Annotated in this window: 18 protein-coding genes; 6 read left to right on the plus strand and 12 right to left on the minus strand. The window is 71.3% G+C overall.

Translation table 11 applies throughout. The features are described 5' to 3' along the window. Positions 1–75 precede the first annotated feature (75 nt). The 5 genes from ndk to GLX25_RS14345 all read right to left on the minus strand — a co-directional run bounded on the left by ndk (position 76) and on the right by GLX25_RS14345 (position 6319). On the minus strand, positions 76–498 hold the full coding sequence (ndk, locus tag GLX25_RS14325; protein WP_155843178.1) for a nucleoside-diphosphate kinase: 423 nt from the start codon (positions 496–498) through the stop codon (positions 76–78). After that, positions 495–980 (minus strand): DUF4233 domain-containing protein, encoded by a 486-nt coding sequence (locus GLX25_RS14330; protein WP_155843180.1) that lies wholly within the window; start codon positions 978–980, stop codon positions 495–497. The genes ndk and GLX25_RS14330 overlap by 4 nt, the downstream gene beginning before the upstream one ends. Continuing rightward, positions 977–2350: a bifunctional folylpolyglutamate synthase/dihydrofolate synthase gene (locus tag GLX25_RS14335; protein WP_155843182.1), complete on the minus strand. Its 1374-nt coding sequence runs from the start codon at positions 2348–2350 to the stop codon at positions 977–979. Before GLX25_RS14335 ends, GLX25_RS14330 begins: the two co-directional genes overlap by 4 nt. Next, the gene (ileS, locus tag GLX25_RS14340; protein ID WP_240898383.1) at positions 2347–5673 is read right to left on the minus strand and encodes an isoleucine--tRNA ligase; all 3327 of its coding nucleotides are present in this window, start codon (positions 5671–5673) and stop codon (positions 2347–2349) included. The genes GLX25_RS14335 and ileS overlap by 4 nt, the downstream gene beginning before the upstream one ends. A 295-nt stretch (positions 5674–5968) precedes the next feature. Beyond that, entirely contained in the window at positions 5969–6319 is a 351-nt protein-coding gene (locus GLX25_RS14345; protein ID WP_166548835.1) for a GntR family transcriptional regulator, read from the minus strand. A gap of 90 nt (positions 6320–6409) precedes the next feature. Here GLX25_RS14345 and GLX25_RS14350 point away from each other — a divergent pair, with 90 nt between their 5' ends. The 4 genes from GLX25_RS14350 to GLX25_RS14365 all read left to right on the plus strand — a co-directional run bounded on the left by GLX25_RS14350 (position 6410) and on the right by GLX25_RS14365 (position 11209). Next, positions 6410–7750 carry an MFS transporter gene (locus GLX25_RS14350; protein WP_271192370.1) on the plus strand — a complete coding sequence of 447 codons (1341 nt, stop codon included), beginning with the start codon at positions 6410–6412 and terminating at the stop codon, positions 7748–7750. Between the two features lie 191 nt (positions 7751–7941). Continuing rightward, positions 7942–10536: a valine--tRNA ligase gene (valS, locus tag GLX25_RS14355; protein WP_155843184.1), complete on the plus strand. Its 2595-nt coding sequence runs from the start codon at positions 7942–7944 to the stop codon at positions 10534–10536. Continuing rightward, entirely contained in the window at positions 10533–10979 is a 447-nt protein-coding gene (locus GLX25_RS14360; protein WP_155843186.1) for a GNAT family N-acetyltransferase, read from the plus strand. Before valS ends, GLX25_RS14360 begins: the two co-directional genes overlap by 4 nt. Further along, positions 10979–11209 carry a hypothetical protein gene (locus GLX25_RS14365; protein WP_155843188.1) on the plus strand — a complete coding sequence of 77 codons (231 nt, stop codon included), beginning with the start codon at positions 10979–10981 and terminating at the stop codon, positions 11207–11209. Before GLX25_RS14360 ends, GLX25_RS14365 begins: the two co-directional genes overlap by 1 nt. A gap of 11 nt (positions 11210–11220) precedes the next feature. Here the strand turns inward: GLX25_RS14365 and GLX25_RS14370 are convergent, their stop codons facing one another. The 6 genes from GLX25_RS14370 to sufB form a co-directional block, all read right to left on the minus strand. Further along, entirely contained in the window at positions 11221–12042 is an 822-nt protein-coding gene (locus GLX25_RS14370) for a methyltransferase domain-containing protein (protein WP_155843190.1), read from the minus strand. 89 nt (positions 12043–12131) lie between these two features. Next, positions 12132–12461 carry a metal-sulfur cluster assembly factor gene (locus tag GLX25_RS14375; RefSeq protein WP_092669939.1) on the minus strand — a complete coding sequence of 110 codons (330 nt, stop codon included), beginning with the start codon at positions 12459–12461 and terminating at the stop codon, positions 12132–12134. Positions 12462–12480: 19 nt separating this feature from the next. After that, positions 12481–13248, minus strand: a complete 768-nt coding sequence (gene sufC / locus GLX25_RS14380; protein WP_155843192.1) for a Fe-S cluster assembly ATPase SufC — start codon at positions 13246–13248, stop codon at positions 12481–12483. A gap of 64 nt (positions 13249–13312) precedes the next feature. Beyond that, positions 13313–13639 (minus strand): non-heme iron oxygenase ferredoxin subunit, encoded by a 327-nt coding sequence (locus tag GLX25_RS14385; protein WP_166548836.1) that lies wholly within the window; start codon positions 13637–13639, stop codon positions 13313–13315. 1 nt (position 13640) lies between these two features. Continuing rightward, the gene (sufD, locus tag GLX25_RS14390) at positions 13641–14810 is read right to left on the minus strand and encodes a Fe-S cluster assembly protein SufD (protein WP_240898384.1); all 1170 of its coding nucleotides are present in this window, start codon (positions 14808–14810) and stop codon (positions 13641–13643) included. Positions 14811–14825: 15 nt separating this feature from the next. Beyond that, on the minus strand, positions 14826–16244 hold the full coding sequence (gene sufB / locus GLX25_RS14395) for a Fe-S cluster assembly protein SufB (RefSeq protein WP_155052087.1): 1419 nt from the start codon (positions 16242–16244) through the stop codon (positions 14826–14828). Positions 16245–16489: 245 nt separating this feature from the next. Between sufB and GLX25_RS14400 the strand changes: the two genes are divergently transcribed. Then, positions 16490–17428 carry a COX15/CtaA family protein gene (locus GLX25_RS14400; RefSeq protein ID WP_166548837.1) on the plus strand — a complete coding sequence of 313 codons (939 nt, stop codon included), beginning with the start codon at positions 16490–16492 and terminating at the stop codon, positions 17426–17428. 8 nt (positions 17429–17436) lie between these two features. Here the strand turns inward: GLX25_RS14400 and GLX25_RS14405 are convergent, their stop codons facing one another. Beyond that, positions 17437–20346, minus strand: coding sequence for a helix-turn-helix transcriptional regulator (locus GLX25_RS14405; protein WP_166548838.1), 2910 nt, complete (start codon positions 20344–20346; stop codon positions 17437–17439). A gap of 143 nt (positions 20347–20489) precedes the next feature. Here GLX25_RS14405 and GLX25_RS14410 point away from each other — a divergent pair, with 143 nt between their 5' ends. After that, positions 20490–20723 (plus strand): hypothetical protein, encoded by a 234-nt coding sequence (locus GLX25_RS14410; RefSeq protein WP_155843197.1) that lies wholly within the window; start codon positions 20490–20492, stop codon positions 20721–20723. The last annotated feature ends 32 nt before the right edge of the window (positions 20724–20755 follow it).

Genomic DNA, 20755 nt, shown 5'->3' on the forward strand with positions numbered 1-20755 from the left:
ACGCGAGGCCGCCCGAGACGACCGCGGGACCGCGGCATCCGATGATCGGATGCCGCGGCCCCGCGACGCACCTGGTCAGGCGAACCAGAGCGAGAGCTCGCGCTCGGCGGACTCGACCGAGTCGGAACCGTGAACGAGGTTCTGCTGGACCCTGAGGCCCCAGTCCCGGCCGAAGTCGCCGCGGATCGTGCCGGGCAGGGCCGTGGTCGGGTCGGTCGCGCCCGCGAGCACGCGGACGCCCTCGATCACGCGGTTGCCGGCGACGCGCATCGCGACGACCGGGCCCGACTCCATGAACTCCATCAGGGGCTCGTAGAACGGCTTGCCCTCGTGCTCGGCGTAGTGCTGCGCGAGGAGCTCCCGGTCGGCCTGCACCATCCGGATGTCGACGAGCGAGTAGCCCTTCGCCTCGATGCGGCGCAGGATCTCGCCGGTGAGGTTGCGCGCGACGCCGTCGGGCTTGACGAGGACGAGGGTCTCTTCGATGGCAGTGGTCATGCGGATTCCTTTCCTGGGTCGGCGACCGAGGCGGCCTCCGCCGCCCGGGCACGATCGATGCGCGCGCCGACGATCATGCAGTACGCCCACATGCCGCCGAACAGCGCGCCGACGACGAACATCGCCGGGTTGAGGAGCCCCGAGAGGAGGAGGAGCACCTGCAGGGCCCAGCCCAGCACGTACGCCCACTCGTAGCGGAGCAGCGGGATGGTGATGACGAGGCCGAGGATCACGACGCCGCCCGCGGCGAGCGGCACCCAGGTCGGCAGGCCGAACGCGCCGCCGTCCTCACGCGAGAGCCCCCAGATCACGAGGGCCGCGAGGAAGACGACGACGATCTCGAAGGTGAGCACGATCGACGCGAGGCTCTCCCGGACGGATCGGGCGCGGCGCGCGGGGCGGGCCGGCGCGGCGGGGACGCCGTCGATCGCTTCCTCCGGTCCCGTCGGCTCGTCACCAGGGGTCGGCGCCGCGGCGGTCATCGGTCGCTCCAGCCGCGGTCGTCCGCGATCGCGAGGACGTCGCCGACGAGCGTGATCGAGCCGGTGACGACGACGGCGCGCTTCTCGCCGCGGCCCGCCCAGTCGCGGGCCTCGTCGAGCGCGTCGTCGAGACGCTCGGCGACGTCGACCCGCTCCGGCCCGACGACGCCGGCCACGACGGCGGCGAGCTCCTCGGGCGGCAGGGCGCGGTCGGACTCGGATCGCGTGACCACGAAGTGCGCCCCGGTCGGCTCGAGCGCGCGCACGATGCCCGCGGCGTCCTTGTCGCCGAGCACGCCGAGCACGATGAGCAGCTCGTCGAAGTCGAACACCTCGCCGAGCGCGGCGACGAGGGCCGTCGCGCCGTGCGGGTTGTGAGCGGCGTCGACGAGGATCGTCGGGTCGGTCGAGACGAGCTGCAGCCGGCCGGGCGAGGTCGCGGCGCCGAGGCCGGACTCGAGCACGTCGTCGGCGAGCCGCACGGCGCGGCCGAGGAACGCCTCGACGGCGGCGATCGCGACGGCGGCGTTCTCGGCCTGGTGGCGCCCGAGGAGCGGCAGCGCGAGGTCGCGGTACTCCCCCGCGAGGCCGCGGACGGAGACGAGCTGTCCGCCGACGGCCACGCGCGAGTCGAGCACGGCGAACGCGCCGCCCTCGACCGCGAGGATCGCCTCGTTCCGCTCGGCGACCTCGCTCAGCACGGTGAGGGCGGCCGGGTCCTGGAACGCGGTCACGACCTCGGCGCCGGGCTTGATGATGCCCGCCTTCGTCCGCGCGATCTCCGCGACGGTCCGACCGAGTCGCTGCTCGTGGTCGATCGCGATCGGCGTGATCACGGCGACCTGGCCGTCGGCGACGTTGGTGGAGTCCCACTCGCCGCCCATGCCGACCTCGAGCACGACCACGTCGACGGGCGCGTCGGCGAACGCGGCGAACGCCAGCACGGTGAGCGCCTCGAAGTAGGTCAGTGCCTCCTCGCGGGCGGCCCGCAGTTCGTCGTCGACGATCGCGACGACCGGCGTGATCTCCTCCCAGATCCGGGCGACGGCCTCGTCGGCGATCGGCTCGCCGTCGATCCGGATCCGCTCGGTGAACCGCACGAGGTGCGGGCTCGTGAGCAGGCCCGTGCGGAGTCCCTGCGCGCGCAGGATCGACTCGATCATCCGGCTCGTCGACGTCTTGCCGTTGGTGCCGGTGAGGTGGATGACGGGTGCCGCGCGGTGCGGGTCGCCGAGCAGCTCCACGGCCCGCCGGGTCGCGTCGAGCCGCGGCTGCGGCGCCGACTCGCCGACGCGCGCGAGGAGGTCGGCGTACACGGCGTCGGCCGCGTCGCGCTCCTCGGGCGTCGAGTCGGGGATCGCGTCGGTCATCGGGCGGCCTCCGTCAGCTTCGCGACGGCGACGAGCAGCTTCGAGCCGTCGCCGAGCCTGTGGGCGGCCTCGCCGTCGACCTCGCCGACCATGACGAGCACCTCGGGCGCGAGCGTCTCGCGGCCGATCAGGTCGCGGTGCGCCTCGGCGGCCGCCGCGCCGGCGGCGTCGAGCGTGAGGTCGAGGCGGATGCGGTCGCCGACCTCGAGACCGGCGGCCTTGCGCGATTCCTGCACGGCACGGACGATGTCGCGCGCGAGGCCCTCGGCCTCGAGCTCGGGCGTCGTGCGCACGTCGAGGATCGCGAAGCCGCCGTCGGCGAGGAGTCCGAGCGCGTTCCCGCCGTCGGCACCCCCGCTCGCCTCGAGCACGAGGTCGTACTCCCCCGGCTCGAGCGCGATGCCGCCGGCCACGACCGTGTCGCCGTCGACGGACCAGTCGCCGCCGCGCGCCGCCTGGATCGCCTGCTGCACCTGCTTGCCGAGGCGCGGACCCGCGGCGCGGGCGTTCACCGTCAGCCGCTTGGTCACGCCGTAGGCCGCCGCGCTCGAGTCGTCGAGCTCGACGAGGTCGACGCGCTTGACGTTGAGCTCGTCGCGGAGGATCGACTCGAACGGCGCGAGGCTCGCGGCATCCGTCGTCACGACCGTGAGCGACGCGAGCGGCAGGCGCACGCGACGACCGGCCTGCTTGCGCAACGCGAGCACGGCGCCGGTGACCTCGCGCACGGCGTCCATCGCCGCGACGAGCTCGGGGTCGGCCGGGAACTCGTCGGCGATCGGCCAGTCGGCCAGGTGCACGCTGCGACCGCCCGTGAGCCCGCGCCAGACCTTCTCGGTCACGAGCGGCAGCATGGGCGCGGCCAGGCGCGTCAGCGTCTCGAGCACGGTGAAGAGCGTGTCGAACGCCTCGGCACCCGACCCGTCGTCGCCCACGCCCTGCCAGAACCGATCGCGCGATCGACGCACGTACCAGTTGGTGAGCACGTCGCCGAAGTCGCGGAGCTTCTGCGACGCGAGCGTCGTGTCGAAGTCCTCGTAATCGGCGGTCACGGCCTCGACGAGGTCGCGCAGCTTCGCGAGCAGGTACCGGTCGAGCACGTCGGTCGACGCCGTCGAGCGGGATGCCTCGTAGCCGCCCTCGCGCGCCGTGTTGGCGTACAGCGAGAAGAAGTACCACGTGCTCCAGAGCGGCAGCATGAGCTGGCGCACGCCCTCGCGGATGCCCTCCTCGGTCACGACGAGGTTGCCGCCGCGCAGCACCGAGCTCGACATGAGGAACCAGCGCATCGCGTCGGACCCGTCGCGCTCGAACACCTCGGAGACGTCCGGGTAGTTGCGCAGCGACTTCGACATCTTCTGCCCGTCGCTGCCGAGCACGATGCCGTGGCTCACGACGTTCTTGAACGCAGGCCGGTCGAACAGCGCCGTGGCGAGCACGTGCATGACGTAGAACCAGCCGCGCGTCTGCCCGATGTACTCGACGATGAAGTCGGCCGGGTTGTGCGTGTCGAACCAGTCCTGGTTCTCGAACGGGTAGTGCACCTGCGCGAAGGGCATCGAACCCGAGTCGAACCACACGTCGAACACGTCGCTGATGCGGCGCATGGTCGACTTCCCGGTCGGGTCGTCGGGGTTCGGCCGCGTGAGCTCGTCGATGTACGGGCGGTGCAGGTCGGGCTCGCCCTCGGGGTTCGTGGGCACGCGGCCGAAGTCGCGCTCGAGCTCTTCCAGCGAGCCGTACACGTCGACGCGCGGGTACTCGGGGTCGTCGCTCTTCCACACCGGGATCGGCGAGCCGAAGTAGCGGTTGCGGCTGATCGACCAGTCGCGGGCGTTGCCCACCCACTTGCCGAACTGGCCGTACTTGACGTTCTCGGGCACCCACGTGATGCCCTCGTTGAGTTCGCCCATGCGGTCGCGGAACTCGGGCACGCGCACGAACCAGCTCGAGACCGCCTTGTAGATGAGCGGGTTCCGGCAGCGCCAGCAGTGCGGGTACGAGTGCTCGTAGCTCGCCTGCCGGAGCAGGCGCCCCTCGGCCTTGAGCAGCTGCGTGAGCGGCTTGTTCGCGTCGGACCACAGCAGCCCCGCGACATCCGTCACCTCGGGCAGGAACCGGCCGGAGTCGTCGACCGAGATCACGACCGGGATGCCGTGCGCCTCGCAGACCTTCTGGTCCTCCTCGCCGTACGCGGGGGCCTGGTGCACGATGCCGGTGCCGTCCTCGGTCGTGACGTAGTCGGCGACGAGCACGCGCCAGGCCCGCTCGAGGCCGAACCTCTCGACGTCGGCGTAGTAGTCGAAGAGCCGGTCGTAGGTCACGCCGTCGAGCTCCGAACCCAGCACCGTGCGGGAGACCGCCGCGCGCGCCTCGTCGGCGGAGTCGTAGCCGAGCTCCTTGGCGTAGTTGCCCACGAGGTCCTGCGCCAGCAGGTACTCGGCGCCCAGCACCTCGGTGTCGTCGGGGCCGCCCGGGGCGTGCTCGCGGAGCACCGTGGCATCCGGCGTGCCGTTCGGGCCGGCGGGCACGACGGCGTAGGTGATCTCGGGTCCGACGGCGAGCGCGAAGTTCGTCGGCAGCGTCCACGGCGTGGTCGTCCAGGCGAGCGCGCGCACCGCCGTGAGGCCGAGCGCCTCGGCCTTCGCGCCCGTGAGCGGGAAGGTGACCGTGACGGTCTGGTCCTGGCGCGGCTTGTAGACGTCGTCGTCCATGCGCAGCTCGTGGTTCGACAGCGGCGTCTGGTCACGCCAGCAGTAGGGCAGCACGCGGTGCCCCTCGTAGGCGAGGCCCTTCTCGTGCAGGGTCTTGAACGCCCAGAGCACCGACTCCATGAAGGTCACGTCGAGCGTCTTGTAGTCGTTCTCGAAGTCGACCCAGCGCGCCTGGCGGGTGACGTAGTCCTGCCACTCCTCGGTGTAGCGGAGCACGGCGTCGCGCGCGGCGCGGTTGAACGCCGCGATGCCCATCTCCTCGATCTGCACCTTGTCGGTGATGCCGAGCTGGCGCTCGGCCTCGAGCTCGGCGGGCAGGCCGTGGGTGTCCCAGCCGAAGCGGCGGTGCACCTGCTTGCCGCGCATGGTCTGGAAGCGCGGGAAGACGTCCTTGGCGTAGCCGGTGAGGAGGTGCCCGTAGTGGGGCAGGCCGTTCGCGAACGGCGGGCCGTCGTAGAAGACCCACTCCTCGGCGCCTTCGCGCTGGTCGATGGAGGCCTGGAAGGTGCCGTCGGCCTTCCAGTGCGCGAGCATCTCCTGCTCGATCGCCGGGAAGGACGGCGACGGCGTGACGGACTGCGGCTCGGGGTCCTGGCCCTTGGGGTACAACGCTCGCTCCTGCTGGATCTCGCCGGTTCACGAGGACGGCTGGCTCGTCGAGCCCCACCGCGGTACCACCCCGCTTGCCCCGGCGATGCCGGAACCTCTCGTTCGTCAGCTGTGACGGGCTGGACCCGTTCGGTTCTAGTGACGGTCCGGATGCCGGGGCACCCGTTCCGCGTTCTTCCGAAGACTCCCCGGTGATGGCCGGATCGACGTCGCTGCCGTCAATGGTACCGCGCGCTCCGTCGCCGTGCGCGCCCGATCGGCGCCGCGCCGACCCGGCTCGCCGCGCCGACCCGCGTCAGCGCCAGGCCTCGCGGACGAGGGCGAGCAGCGCCTCGCGGTCGACGCCGTTCAGCCGGGCCTCGTCGACGAGGTCGTGGATGGCTCCGGCGAGCGCCGTGTGGTGGCCGAGCCGCTTCGCGACCGTCGCGCCCCGGCCGGGATGCAGTTCGATGAAGCCCTCGTCGCGGAGCAGGCGGTAGGCGCGGAGCGCCGTGTTCACGTTGACCCCGAGCTGCGCGGCGAGCCCGCGGGCGGGCGGCAGCCGCTCGCCGAACCCGATGCGCCCGTCGACGATCGCGGCGCGGAGGGCGTCGGCGAGCCGCTCGAAGATCGGGCCGGGGGCCGCCGGATCGATGGCGATTCGCACGCGCCGAGCGTACCAGTTGTGCTATTCGCAGCATCACAACTGTCGCAATCGGCTTGTCGAGGCATCCGCCCGCTGTCAGGATGGCTCCCCGTGACCTCCGAAGCCCCATCCCCCGCTTCCCTTCCCGCCTCCTCGTCGCCGGTCCGGCGCGTCGCCTGGGCGTCGATGATCGGCACGTCGCTCGAGTCGTTCGACTTCTACGTCTTCGCCTACTTCAGCGCGTACTTCATCGGGCCCCTGTTCTTCGACCCGCTCGGGCAGTTCGGCGGCACGCTCGCCGCGTTCGCCACGATCGGCGTCGCGTTCGTCGTGCGCCCGCTCGGCGCGGCGATCTTCGGCCACATGGGCGACCGGCTCGGCCGACGCGCGACGCTGCTCTGGACGATCGGCATCATGGGCGTCGCGACGGGCCTCATCGGCCTGCTCCCGACGTACGCGCAGGCCGGATGGCTCGGCGCCGTGCTCCTCGTCCTCCTCCGCGTCGCGCAGGGCCTCTCGCTCGGCGGCGAGTGGGGCGGCTCGATCCTCCTCGCGACCGAGCACTCGAGCCCCGTGAAGCGCGCGTTCTACGCCGCGGTGCCGCAGCTCGGCTCCCCCGTCGGGTCGATCCTCTCCGCGGTGGTCTTCATCGTCATGACGCTCGCTCTCCCGGCCGAGGAGCTCGCCGCGTGGGGCTGGCGGATCCCGTTCCTCCTCGCGATCCCGCTCCTGGCCGTCTCGCTCTACCTGCGGCTCACGATCGACGAGACGCCGGTCTTCAAGGCCGTCGTCCGGGAGCAGCGCCGCGACCGCGTGCCGTTCGCCACGATGTTCCGCGCGCAGCCCACCGCGCTCGTCATCGCGTTCGGAGCGGCCCTCCTCGGCATCGGCTCGTACTCGCTGATGAACACCTACACGATCAACTACGGCGTGACGACGCTCGGCTTCACCTTCCAGGAGCTGCTCGTCGCCACGACGATCGGCGGACTCCTCCAGCTCGTCACCATCCCGCTGTTCGGCTGGTGGGCGACCCGCGTCGGCTCGGCGAGGGTCGTCGCGTACGGCGCCCTCGGGACGCTGCTCATCACGTTCCCGATGTACTGGCTCCTGCAGTTCGCGAGCTTCCCGGTGCTCGTGGGCACGATGATCGTCGGCGGCATCCTGCCGACCATGTCGTGGGCCGCGCTCGGCGGACTCATGAACGACCTCTTCGCCGACCACTACCGCTACTCGGCGCTCTCGGTCGCGTACGCGGTCGCGGCGGCCGTCAGCGGGTTCATCCCGCTCCTCACGACGCTGCTCGGCGAGTCCACCGGCTACGTCTGGTGGCATCCCGGGGTCGTGCTGGCACTGCTCTCGGCGATCACGCTGGTGTCCGCGCGGGCGGCCGCGCGCATGCGGCACGCGCCGATCTCCGAGGACGGCCGCGAGGTGCAGCCCGCGGCAGTCTGAGCCGGGTCGGCCCGAGAACGGGGGCGGATGCCACGGCGCGAGCCCGCGGCATCCGCCCCCGTCGTCGTGTGCCGCACGCGCACCCGCATCCCCGCCGGTCACGGCGGATTCCCACGACTCCGGTAGGCTGGACTGTCGCATATTCAGGCACCCCAATGGACTCGGTGCCGCACATACCGAACCGGAGCATCATGACCGACACCGCGCGCATTCCCGACAAGCCCGCCCTCGAGGGCCTCGAGGCCAAGTGGGGCGGCGTCTGGGAGACCGAGGGCACCTACCGGTTCGAGCGTGAGGGCGCGACCCGCGACGCCGTCTACTCGATCGACACGCCGCCGCCGACCGCCTCCGGGTCGCTGCACATCGGGCACGTGTTCTCGTTCACCCACACCGACGTCGTCGCGCGCTTCCAGCGCATGCGCGGCAAGCACGTCTTCTACCCGATGGGCTGGGACGACAACGGCCTGCCGACCGAGCGCCGCGTGCAGAACTACTACGGCGTGCGCTGCGACCCGTCGCTGCCGTACGTGGCCGACTTCACGCCGCCGCACGAGGGCACCGAGGGCAAGACCATCAAGCCCGCCGACCAGGTGCCGATCAGCCGCCGCAACTTCATCGAGCTGTGCGAGCGGCTCACCGCGGAGGACGAGCAGCAGTTCGAGGCGCTCTTCCGCCAGCTCGCGCTCTCGGTCGACTGGACCCAGACCTACCGCACGATCGCCGACGAGGCCCTGTTCACGTCCCAGCTCGCGTTCGTGAAGAACGTCGAGCGCGGCGAGGCCTACCAGGCCCTCGCCCCGACCCTCTGGGACATCACGTTCCGCACCGCGGTCGCGCAGGCCGAGCTCGAGGACCGCGAGCAGCCCGGCCACTACCACCGCGTGGCGTTCGCGAAGCCCGACGGCGGCCACGTCGAGATCGAGACGAGCCGTCCCGAGCTCATCCCCGCGTGCGTGGCGCTCGTGGCGCACCCCGACGACGAGCGGTACCAGCCGCTGTTCGGCACGACCGTGACCACGCCGGTGTTCGGCGTCGACGTGCCCGTCGTGGCGCACCACCTCGCGCAGAAGGACAAGGGCACCGGCATCGCCATGATCTGCACCTTCGGCGACGTGACCGACGTCGTGTGGTGGCGCGAGCTCGACCTGCCCAACCGCGCGATCATCGGCTTCGACGGCCGCATCATCGCCGAGGCGCCCGAGGCGATCTCCACCGAGGCCGGCCGCGAGGCGTACGCGAAGCTCGCGGGCAAGACCGCGTTCTCGGCCAAGCAGGCCGTCGTCGAGCTCCTCCGGGAGTCCGGCGACCTCCTCGCCGACCCCAAGGCGATCACGCACCCGGTGAAGTTCTACGAGAAGGGCGACCGCCCGCTCGAGATCGTCTCGACGCGCCAGTGGTACATCGTCAACGGCGCCCGCGACGAGGGCCTGCGCGATCGCCTCGTGCAGCGCGGCCGCGAGATCGACTGGCACCCCGACTTCATGCGCGTCCGCTACGAGAACTGGGTCGGCGGGCTGTCCGGCGACTGGCTCATCTCGCGCCAGCGGTTCTTCGGCGTGCCGATCCCCGTCTGGTACCCGATCGACGCCGACGGCGAACCGATGCACGACCAGCCGATCGTCGCGCCCCGCGAGATGCTGCCCGTCGACCCCTCGTCGACGCCCGCACCCGGGTACGACGAGGCGCAACGCGACCAGCCGGGCGGCTTCGTCGGCGAGCACGACATCATGGACACGTGGGCGACCTCGTCGCTCACCCCGCAGCTCGCCGCCGGCTGGGAGCGCGATCCGGAGCTGTTCGACCTGCTCTTCCCGTACTCGCTGCGCCCGCAGGGCCAGGACATCATCCGCACCTGGCTCTTCTCGACGGCGCTCCGCGCCGAGCTCGAGCACGGCGTCGCGCCATGGTCGAACGCGGCCATCTCCGGCTTCATCGTCGACCCCGACCGCAAGAAGATGTCGAAGTCGAAGGGCAACGTCGTCACGCCCGCCGGCCTCCTCGACCAGCACGGCGCCGACGCGGTCCGCTACTGGGCGGCATCCTCGCGCCTCGGCACCGACGCGGCCTTCGACCCGCAGAACCCGACGCAGGTGAAGATCGGCCGGCGACTCGCGATCAAGGTGCTGAACGCCGCGAAGTTCATCCTCACCTTCGAGGGCCGAGCGGATGCCCCGGTGACCGTGCCCGTCGACCGCAGCATGCTCGCCGGCCTCGCGACGGTCGTCGAGCAGGCGACGCGCGCACTCGAGTCGTACGACCACGCCCGCGCGCTGGAGGTCTCGGAGACGTTCTTCTGGACGTTCTGCGACGACTACCTCGAGCTCGTGAAGGAGCGCGCGTACGGCGAGGCCAGCGCCGAGCAGGCGTCGGCCGTCGCCGCGCTGAAGACCGCGCTCAGCGTGCTGCTGCGCCTCTTCGCTCCCGTGATCCCCTACGCGGCGGAGGAGGCGTGGAGCTGGTCGAACGAGGGCTCGGTCCACCGGGCCGCGTGGCCCGCCGTCGACGAGCTCGCCGCACGCGGCGAGGCCGGCGTCGAGCTGCTCGAGCTCGCGAGCCTCGCCCTCACCGGCATCCGTCGCGCGAAGACCGACGCGAAGGCCTCGCAGAAGACGCCGGTCTCGAGCGCCGTGATCGCCGCACCCGCCGCTGCGACCGCCATCCTCGCCTCGGCCGAGGGCGACCTGCGCGCCGTCGGACGGATCGCCGACCTCGGCTTCGCCGAGGCCGAGGCGCTGGAGGTGCGCGACGTCGTGCTCGAGGTCCCGCAGGAGGAGGCGAGCGCATGAACGTGACCGTCCGGGATGTCGCCGAGAACGACTTCTTCGCCTGGCTGCCCCTGTTCGACTCGTACTGCTCGAGCCGCGGCCGTGGGCTCGACGACACCAAGGCGCTCATCGTGTGGAGCTGGATCCAGGACCCGCGGAGCGCGCTGCGCGCGGCCGTCGCGGTCGACGACGAGGGCACGCTGGTCGGGCTCGTGCACGCCCACCCCGAACCGCGGACGCTCGACGCGGGCATCGGGATCGTGATCGACGACCTGTTCGTCGTCGAGGCGCACCGCCGGAACGGCGTCGCCGGCCAGCTGCTCGACCGCGTCCGCGCGATGGCGGTCGAGCTGCACGCGACCCGCGTCACCTGGTCGAACGATCCCGGGGACGCCGACGGACTGCGCCTCTCCGACGACGTCGCCAGGCGGTCCCCTGCGATCGTGTTCGAGATGGACCTCTGATGCAGCTCGGGACGCGTTGGGCCTTCGGCGACGAGCCGCCGCGGTCGGTGCCCATGGAACTGCGGCCGGGGATCGTCGCGGCGGAGTCGGGCACGCCCGACGGCGCCGGACGGCACTGGACCCTCACGTGGCTCGAGGGACGGCCGATCGCCGAGCTCGACGACGGCACGGTCGTGACGCTCGAAGCCCCGGGTGGCCACGACCCGGGCGACGACGGCGACGACTGGTAGCCGAACCCCGGCTACGCGCGGGCGAGGATCTCGCCGTGCGGCATGAGGAACCAGCCGTCGGGATCCGCGGCCCAGCGACGCCACGCCCCGGAGATCGCCTCGAGCTCGCTGCGCGACGCGTGCCCTGATTCGATCGCGTGCGCCGCGAAGGTCGACTCGAGCGCGCGCTCGGCCCAGTTGCCGCCCCACCATTCCCGGTCGCGGTCCGACGCGAACACCCAGACGGACCCGCTCGCCGTCACCTCGGCGAACCCGGCCTCGCGCGCCCACCGGGTGAGGTGGCGCCCCGCGTTGCCGTCGCCGCCGTTCCACGCGCAGATGAGTTCGTTGAGTTCGCGCCAGCGCGCGAGCTCCGGTGCCTCCGGGCTCCAGATCACGCCGCCGTAGTCCACGTCGCGCGCGGCCAGCAGGCCGCCGGGCCGCAGTACCCGGCGGAACTCGCGCAGGGCGTCGACGGGACGAGCAAGGTGCTGCAGCACCTGGTGCGCGTGGACGACGTCGAACACGCCGTCGGCGAAGTCGAGATGGTAGGCGTCGCCGGTCCGGAACTCCGCGTTCGCCACGCCCTCGCTCCTGGCGAGCCCCTGCGCACGGGCGACGACCTCATCGGAGGCGTCGACCCCGACGGCCACTCCCGGGCGCACGCGCCGCGCGAGGTCGAGCGTGATGGTGCCCGGGCCGCTCCCGATGTCGAGCACCCGCATACCCTCGCGGAGGTGCGGCGCGAGGTAGGCCGCGGAGTTCTCGACCGTGCGCCACTCGTGGACCCGCAGGACGCTCTCGTGGTGGCCGTGCGTGTATGCGTCGCGGGTCGACGCCGCGGTGTGCTGCATGTCCCGAGCCTATTCCCCGACGAACTCGGACACGCCGGGAGACGCGAAGAGGGAGGCCCCGTCCGGGACCTCCCTCTTCGCGGTTCGGATCAGATCGCGAAGCCGAGTGCGCGCATCATGTCGCGCCCGTCGTCCGTGATCCGCTCGGGACCCCACGGCGGCATCCACACCCAGTTGATGCGGAACCGCTCGACGGTGCCGTCGAGCGCCTCGGCGGTCTGCTCCTCGATGACGTCGGTCAGCGGGCAGCCGGCGCTTGTCAGGGTCATGTTGATGACGAGCGCGTCGTGCTCGTCGTCCCAGTTCAGGTCGTAGATGAGCCCGAGGTCGACGATGTTGACGCCCAGCTCGGGGTCGACGACATCCTTCAGCGCCTCACTGATCTCGTCGAAGCGCTCGGGTGCGAGTGAGGTGACCATGCGGTAAGCCTACGCCCGACTACTGCGTCGCCGACTCGGCGACGTGGTAGCGGTCGTAGCCCTCCTCCTCGAGGCGGTCGGCGAGTTCGGGGCCGCCCTGCTCGGCGATCTTGCCCGCGACGAACACGTGCACGAAGTCGGGCTTGATGTAGCGGAGGATGCGCGTGTAATGCGTGATGAGCAGGATGCCGAGGCCGGTGTTCGAGTGGGCGCGGTTGACGCCCTCGGAGACGACCTTGAGGGCGTCGACGTCGAGTCCCGAGTCGGTCTCGTCGAGCACCGCGAACTTCGGCTTCAGCAGCTCGAGCTGGAGGATCTCGTTGCGCTTCTTCTCGCCGCCCGAGAAGCCCTCGTTGACGTTGCGCTCCGCGAAGCCCGAGTCCATCCGGAGGTTCGTCATCGCGCCGCGCACGTCCTTCAGCCACGTGCGGATCGACGGCGCCTCGCCGTCGATCGCGGTCTTGGCGGTGCGGAGGAAGTTCGTGACCGTGACGCCCGGGATCTCGACCGGGTACTGCATGGCGAGGAACATGCCCGCGCGGGCGCGCTCGTCGACCGACATCTCGAGCACGTTCTCGCCGTCGAGCAGGATCTCGCCCTCGACGACGGTGTACTTCGGGTGGCCGGCGATCGTGTAGGCGAGCGTCGACTTGCCGGAGCCGTTCGGCCCCATGATCGCGTGGATCTCGCCCTCGCGGATGGTCAGGTCGACGCCGCGGAGGATCTCGCGGGTGCCCTGGTCGGTCTCGACGTTGACGTGCAGGTTCTTGATCTCGAGCACGGACATGGTGATTGGGTGTCTCTTTCGTTGGTGGCCGGCCGCACGGGCCGGGAGGTCATGGGAGGTCGGGTCAGACGGCGAGCTTCACCGCGGGGTCGATGAACACGCCCCCGTCGGTGATCTCGACCTGGTAGACGGGCACGGGCTCGTACGCCGGCAGCGTGAGCGGCTTGCCCGTCAGGAGGGAGAACTTCGAGCCGTGGGCCCAGCACTCGAGCGTGTCGTCCTCGACGAACCCCTCGGAGAGCGAGATGTCGCCGTGGGTGCAGGTGTCGCCGATGGCGAAGATGTCGCCGGCCGAGTCCTTGACGACGGCGATCGGCACGCCGTCGACCACGAACTTCTGCGCCTCGTTGACGGCGAGGTCGTCGACCCCGCACACGCGAGTGGTTGCCACGTCAGCTCCCCTGGAGTTCCGCTTCGAGCGCCCGGATGAGACGCTCCTCGAGCTCGGCGTCGCCGATCTGCTGCACGACCTCGGCGAGGAAGCCGCGCACGACGAGGCGGCGCGCCTCGTCCTCCGGGATGCCGCGCGCCTGGAGGTAGAACAGCTGCTCATCGTCGAACCGGCCCGTCGCCGAGGCGTGCCCGGCGCCCTCGATGTCGCCGGTCTCGATCTCGAGGTTCGGGACCGAGTCGGCGCGGGTGCCGTCCGTGAGGACGAGGTTGCGGTTCTGCTCGTAGCTGTCGGTGCCGGTCGCCGTGTTGCCGATGAGCACGTCGCCGATCCAGACGCTGCGCGCGCCCTCGCCCTGCAGCGCGCCCTTGTAGGTCACGCGCGAGCGGGTGTGCGGTGCGTCGTGGTGGACGAAGACCTGCTGCTCGAGGTGCTGGCCGGCATCGGAGAAGTAGAGCCCGAGTGCCTCGACGTCGGCGCCCTGCTCGGCGAGGTGCGTCGACGGGTTCACCCGGACGACCTTGCCGCCGAGGGAGACGACGATGTGCTTGAGCTTGGCGTCGCGGCCGATCCGCGCGAAGTGGCTCGCGAGGTGGACCGACTCGTCGGTCCACTCCTGGAGGGAGACGACCGTGAGGTTCGCCCCCTCGCCGACGACCACCTCGACGTTCTCGGTGAGGCGGGCGTCGCCGATTCCGCGCAGCACGACGAGCGCCTGGCTGAACGGCGCGGCCTCGATCACGGTGTGGGCGGCGCGCGGCGTCGTGCCGAGTCCCGAGCGGGTCACGGTGACGGTCTTGGCCTCCTCGCCGGCGACCTCGACGAGCGCGGCCTCGCCGAACGCCGACCAGGCGTTCGCCGACGCGCGCTCCTCCGGGATGCCGGCGCGACCGACGCGGGCGTCGTCGCGCGGGATCCAGGAGAGCGAGACGCCCGCGGCATCCGTCGCCTCGACCTCGACGCGCGAGCCGTCGAGCTCACCGGAGGTGAGGTCGGCGAACGCGGCGACGGGCGAGTACTTCCACTCGTGCTCGCGGCCCGTGATGGGGGCGAAGTCGGCGACGTCGGTCGAGCGGAACCGCTCGGAGCGCGTCTGGACCGGCACGATCGGGCCGTCGGAGTGCGCACGGATGCCGTGCTGCTCGGGGGTGGGCAGGGCGGTGCTCTGCATCGCGGTGCTCATCGGTTAGCCGACCGATCCTTCCATGCCCATCTCGATGAGCTTGTTGAGTTCCATCGCGTACTCCATGGGCAGCTCGCGGGCGATCGGCTCGATGAAGCCGCGCACGATCATCGCCATCGCCTCGTCCTCCGGGAGGCCGCGCGACATCAGGTAGAAGAGCTGCTCCTCGCTGACCTTCGAGACCGTCGCCTCGTGGCCGAGCTGCACGTCGTCGACGCGGATGTCGATCGCCGGGTACGTGTCGGAGCGCGAGATCGTGTCGACCAGGAGCGCGTCGCAGCGCACGGTGTTCGCGGAGTGGTGCGCATTGGCATCCACCCGCACCTCGCCGCGGTAGCCCGCGCGGCCGCCGCCGCGCGCGATCGACTTCGAGACGATCGACGACTGCGTGTACGGCGCCATGTGGATCATCTTCGCGCCGGCGTCCTGGTGCTGGCCCGGGCCTGCGAACGCGACCGAGAGGGTCTCGCCCTTGGCGTGCTCGCCCATGAGGAAGATCGACGGGTACTTCATCGTGACCTTCGAGCCGATGTTGCCGTCGACCCACTCCATGGTGGCGCCCTCGTGCGCGACGGCGCGCTTGGTGACGAGGTTGTAGACGTTGTTCGACCAGTTCTGGATCGTCGTGTACCGCACGCGGGCGTTCTTCTTCACGATGATCTCGACGACGGCCGAGTGCAGCGAGTCGGACTTGTAGATCGGGGCCGTGCAGCCCTCGATGTAGTGGACGTAGCTGTCCTCGTCGGCGATGATGAGCGTCCGCTCGAACTGGCCCATGTTCTCGGTGTTGATCCGGAAGTAGGCCTGCAGCGGGATCTCGACGTGCACGCCCTTCGGGACGTAGACGAACGAGCCGCCCGACCAGACGGCCGTGTTCAGCGCGGCGAACTTGTTGTCGCCGGCGGGGATCACAGTGCCGAAGTACTCCTCGAAGAACTCGGGGTGCTCCTTCAGCGCCGTGTCGGTGTCGAGGAAGATGACGCCCTGCTCCTCGAGGTCCTCCCGGATCTGGTGGTACACGACCTCGGACTCGTACTGGGCGGCGACGCCCGCGACGAGGCGCTGTCGCTCGGCCTCGGGGATGCCGAGGCGCTCGTAGGTGTTGCGGATGTCCTCGGGGAGGTCCTCCCAGGTCTGCGCCTGCTTCTCGGTGGACCGGACGAAGTACTTGATGTTCTCGAAGTCGATCTCCGACAGGTCGGCGCCCCAGGACGGCATGGGCTTGCGGTCGAAGAGCTGGAGCCCGCGCATGCGGCGCTGCAGCATCCACTCGGGCTCGTCCTTCAGCTGCGAGATGTCGGCCACCACTTCGGGCGACAGGCCGCGGCGAGCGGATGCTCCGGCCACGTCTGAGTCGGACCAGCCGAACTCGTACGTGCCGAGCCCCTCCAACTCGGGGCGGTCGATGAGTACGTCCGTCATGCTCTCCCTCTTCTCCCCCCGCGTACCGGCTATCAGTCCGGCCCACCCCCGGCCTTCCGGTCGAGGTGCCGGTTCGGTCGTGGGGTGATGTGCGGGTGGCTTCGTCGCGAACCTACAATGGTGATGCCCCACGCGCGCGAGCGCGACGGGCCGCATCAACCAATCAAGTCTATAGGGTCGAAGGTCCCGGAGTCCCGACTCCCAGTACCCTCCCACTCCGACCCGGATCAGGAACCCGACGAGCCGTGAACCGCGTCACCGCCTGGCTGCCCGACCGCATCGACCGGCGAGTCCGCGTCGTCGCGTGGCTGTCCTTCCTCGCCCAGACGATCATCATCGCCACGGGCGGAGCGGTGCGGCTGACCGGATCCGGCCTCGGCTGCCCGACCTGGCCCATGTGCACGGCGGATTCCCTCGTCACGACGCCCGAGATGGGCATCCACGGCGTCATCGAGTTCGGCAACCGCCTGATGACCGGCGTCGTCGGCATCGTCGCCCTGCTCGTGCTGCTCTCGATCTGGCGCCTGCGCCGCGAGCGGCGCGACCTCTGGACCCTCGCGCTCGTGGTGCTGCTCGGCATCGTCGCGCAGGCGATCGTCGGCGGCATCACGGTCTGGACGGGCCTCAACCCGTTCATCGTCGGCTTCCACTACGTCGCCTCGCTCGCGCTCGTCTGCGTGACGACGGCCTACCTCGTGCGCCTGGACGCGACGCCCGGTCCGCGCGAACCCGCGGTCCCGCGCTGGTTCGCCATCGTCACGCACGTCACGACCGCCGTGCTCGCGATCTCGATCGCGTTCGGCGTGCTCACGACGGCCTCCGGCCCGCACTCGGGCGACGCCGACGCCGGACGCACCGGCTTCAACGCCGAGCTGCTCGAGCACGTGCACGCGTGGCCCGGCTACGCCCTCCTCGCGCTGACCGTGGTGCTCGCGATCGCCGCGTGGCGCCTGCGGCTCCCGGTCTCGCGCTGGATGCTCGTCCTCCTCGCCGTCGAGCTCGTGCAGATCGCGGTCGGCCTCTACCAGGCACGCAACGGCCTCCCTCCGCTCGCGGTCGGCGTGCACATGGTCCTCGCGGCGCTCATGGCCGCGACGATGACCGTCGTGGTGCTGGGGCTCAAGCGCCCGGTGGCGACGGATGCCGCGGCCGAGGCCGCACCCGAGGCGGCATCCGCGCGCTGACGTCGTCCTCACGGCGCAGCGCCGGCGGATTCGACGTCGTCGAGCCTGTGGACCAGGCGCGCCAGTTCGACGCGATTGGCCGTGCCGGTCTTGTCGAGCAGGTGCGACACGTGCGTGCTCACGGTCTTCTCGCTGATCATCAGTGAATGGGCGATCTCGGAGTAGGTGCGGCCGACCGCGACGAGCGCCAGCACCTCCCGCTCGCGTCCGGTCAGGCCGGGCAGGGCGCCCGTCGCCTCGGACGCCGCGGCGTTCGGTTCCTCGACCGGAACCCGCGCGCGGGCGGCCAGGTCGATCAGCTCATCCTCGACCGGGCGCGCCCCGAGGCGCCGTGCCAGCCCGAGCCCGCGCCGGAGCTCGCGGGCACCGGCCTGCCGACCGTTGGCCCCTCCGAGCAGCGCTTCCGCGGCACGCCAGCGTGAATAGGCCTCCTCCCACGGCAGCCGCGCCGACGCACACGCCTCGGCAGCCTCCGACCAGGCGGAGGACGCGTCTCCCCGCCCGCGAGCCCTGACCTGTTCTGCCGCGTACCAGGCATCGAACGCCGTGATCTGCCGCTCGATATGCGGCGTGACGACGCCGGCATCCCGAATCACCTGCGGGAACCGCTCCACGAGGCCGTCGAGCTCGGCGAGCACGTCGTCCGCATCGGCACCGGTGTCGCGGGCGGCCTGCGCGAGGTCGGCGAGGGCGCGCGCCGCGAACGGCATGAGCCACTCGCACATCGTGGGCGGAGCACCGGCCCCGGTCGCGCCTGCGAGGGCCGCGTCGTAGGCACCACGCGGGTCGGCTGCGGCCAGCCGGACCTCGGCTCGGACCGCGTCGAACTCGAACGTGAGGAACGCCGATCCGTCCGCGAACAGTTCTTCCGCACGAAGCAGGTGACTCTGCGCCTCGACCTGCCGTCCGCGGAGTGCAGCGAACCGCGACGCGGTCAACCTGGCGAGCACGTCGCCGAGCGGTCCGGCATCCGATCCGAGTGCGACGCGGAGCCGCTCCTCGCATTCGTCCACGCGACCCACGGCGAGCAGGGCGCCTGCCTCATTCGCGGAGACCCACGCGACGTACGCCGGAGGGCCGCCGATCGCGACGAGCTCCGATCGGTGTTGCGCCATCCGGTCGGCGAACCAGTCGGAAGCCCAGGTCTCGACGGCATTCCCCTCCCAGAGGACCGCGTGCTCGTATGCGAACCAGTCGCGCGACTCCAACCCGGCTTCGACGCCCTGCTCGCCGTACGCACGCGCGAGATCCCTGTCGCCGTCGACCAGGGCCGCCATCGCGCCTGCCGCGAGGGCGTGCGACAGCGCCCGCGGATCGTTCACCCCGCGTGCCACGGCGATCGCTTCGCGTGCATGGGCCGCGGCCTCCGGAGCCTCGGCCCAGATCTCGGCATGTGCGAGCTCCGCCAACGCGAGCGCGTACTGTGCGCTCGCCGGGTCGACCGAAGCCAGTCGGACGGCCGCTCGCATCCCGCTGACGTCGATGAACCCCAGGCCCGCCATGAACCGCAGGTGCATCCGCCGGACAAGGAGCTCAGCCACCCCGAGCGGGTCGCTCGCGGCATCGAGGCGTTCGAGCATCATCTCGACCGCTTCCAGTTCGTCGAAGGTCGCACCTGCGTCGGCCGCGACGGCGCGCTGCCGGCGCAGAAGTGCGTCGAGCTGCGCGTCTGCGTCGGAGAGATCCGGCTCGTGCGACAGCAGATCCACCGCTCGCCGCAGCAGGCGCACCTGCTCGGCCCGCCCGTCGGATCCCGCCACCGCGTCCGCCGCCCGGACGGTCCAGTCGAAGGCGGCGCGCACCTCACCCGACCGATACCGATGGTCGGCGATGGCGATGACGGACCCCGTGGGAACGGGCTGGTGGGCCCGAGCCTCGAGCAGGTCCGCGAATCGTCGATGCCATTCGCGGCGTTCGTCGTCGGTCAGGGCGGCCGCGAGCACCTCCGCGCCCATCGGGTGGTGGAACCAGAAGGAATCGTCCCCGAGTCGGTCCATCGTGCCGGAGTCGGTCGCCTCGGCGAGCGCACGTCGGACTCCGGCCGCATCGGGGTCCACCATCACGTCGGCCAACTCATCGGCGCGCATCGCCGAACCACCCACGGCCAGGACGGTCGCGATCCGCCGAGTCTCCGGGGAGAGACGGAACCACGACTGCAGGACCGCCGAGTTGAGGTCGATGGGGAAGGCGATCGGTGCCGCACGGGCACTCGGCGGGAGTCCGGCGACCAGCAGCCGCGTGAAGTACGGATTGCCGCGGGTGTGCGCGTGCACGTCGTCGATCAGCGACTGGTGCGGCGAGCTCTCGAGCAGCGACTCGACCTGCGCGGCGGTGCCCGCGCGGTCGAGCGGCGTGAGCCGGAGTTCCGAGGTCCGAGGCAGCCGACGGATGTCCGCGAGCCAGCGCTGCAGCGGATGGCCGATGCCGACCTCGCCCGCGCGCAGGGTCACGACGATCGCGAGACGACGCGACGCCGGGCCCGCGATGGCGTACATCAGGGTGTCGAGCGTGCTCCGGTCGGCCCACTGCACGTCGTCGATCACGAGGGTGATGGGCCGCCGGTCGCACTGGTCGTCGAGCCAGGCGTCGAAGCGCACCGCGAACTCGCGCTCCTCGCCCGCCACCGGGGCGACGGGCGGCGCGATGATCCTCGGGTTCGCGCGCAACGCGGAACGGATCGGGAGGAACGGGATCGACATCGAGGTCAGCGGCAGGCACGCCCCGATGAGCGTCTCCCCGGCGTCATCCCGTGCCGCGCAGGCCGTCGTGACGAGCGCGGTCTTCCCGACTCCGGCGTCGCCCGAGACGACGACGGTCTGCGCCTCCCCGCCGCAGGCCCGGTCGAGGAGCCGCAGGAGGAACTCGAGCTCCACTTCGCGGCCGACCAGCGTCGACCGGGTCGCGGATGGCGCCGCCACCCGACCAGTCTCGCACCGGGGGCAGTGGAAGTCAGGACTTTCGTCCGGCATCTCAGGAGCAGCACCCGATCCGACGAAGCACGGTGGCGCGGATCGTGGGGGCGTCGACCGAACGTCGGCACCATCCCGGAAGGAATGCGATCATGCGCACCACCACCCTCACCGCCTCGGCGCTCCTCTTCGCCGGCACCGCCCTCGTCGCGACGATCGCCGCGACGCCCGCGAACGCCCGGCCCGAGCCCGCTCCGGGGCCGACCGCCGTCCTGCAGACGACGGGGCCGTGCCTGCTCGAGCGCGTCGGCACCCAGTTCGTCCGTTGCGACGACCTGACCGGCGCCGGGGCTCCGGCTCCGTCCCACATCCCCGAACAGTCCTGAGCCCAGCCGTCCCGCACGCGCTCGGAGGCGGC

The sequence above is a fragment of the Agromyces luteolus genome (assembly GCF_009729855.1).
Classification (GTDB): domain Bacteria; phylum Actinomycetota; class Actinomycetes; order Actinomycetales; family Microbacteriaceae; genus Agromyces; species Agromyces luteolus.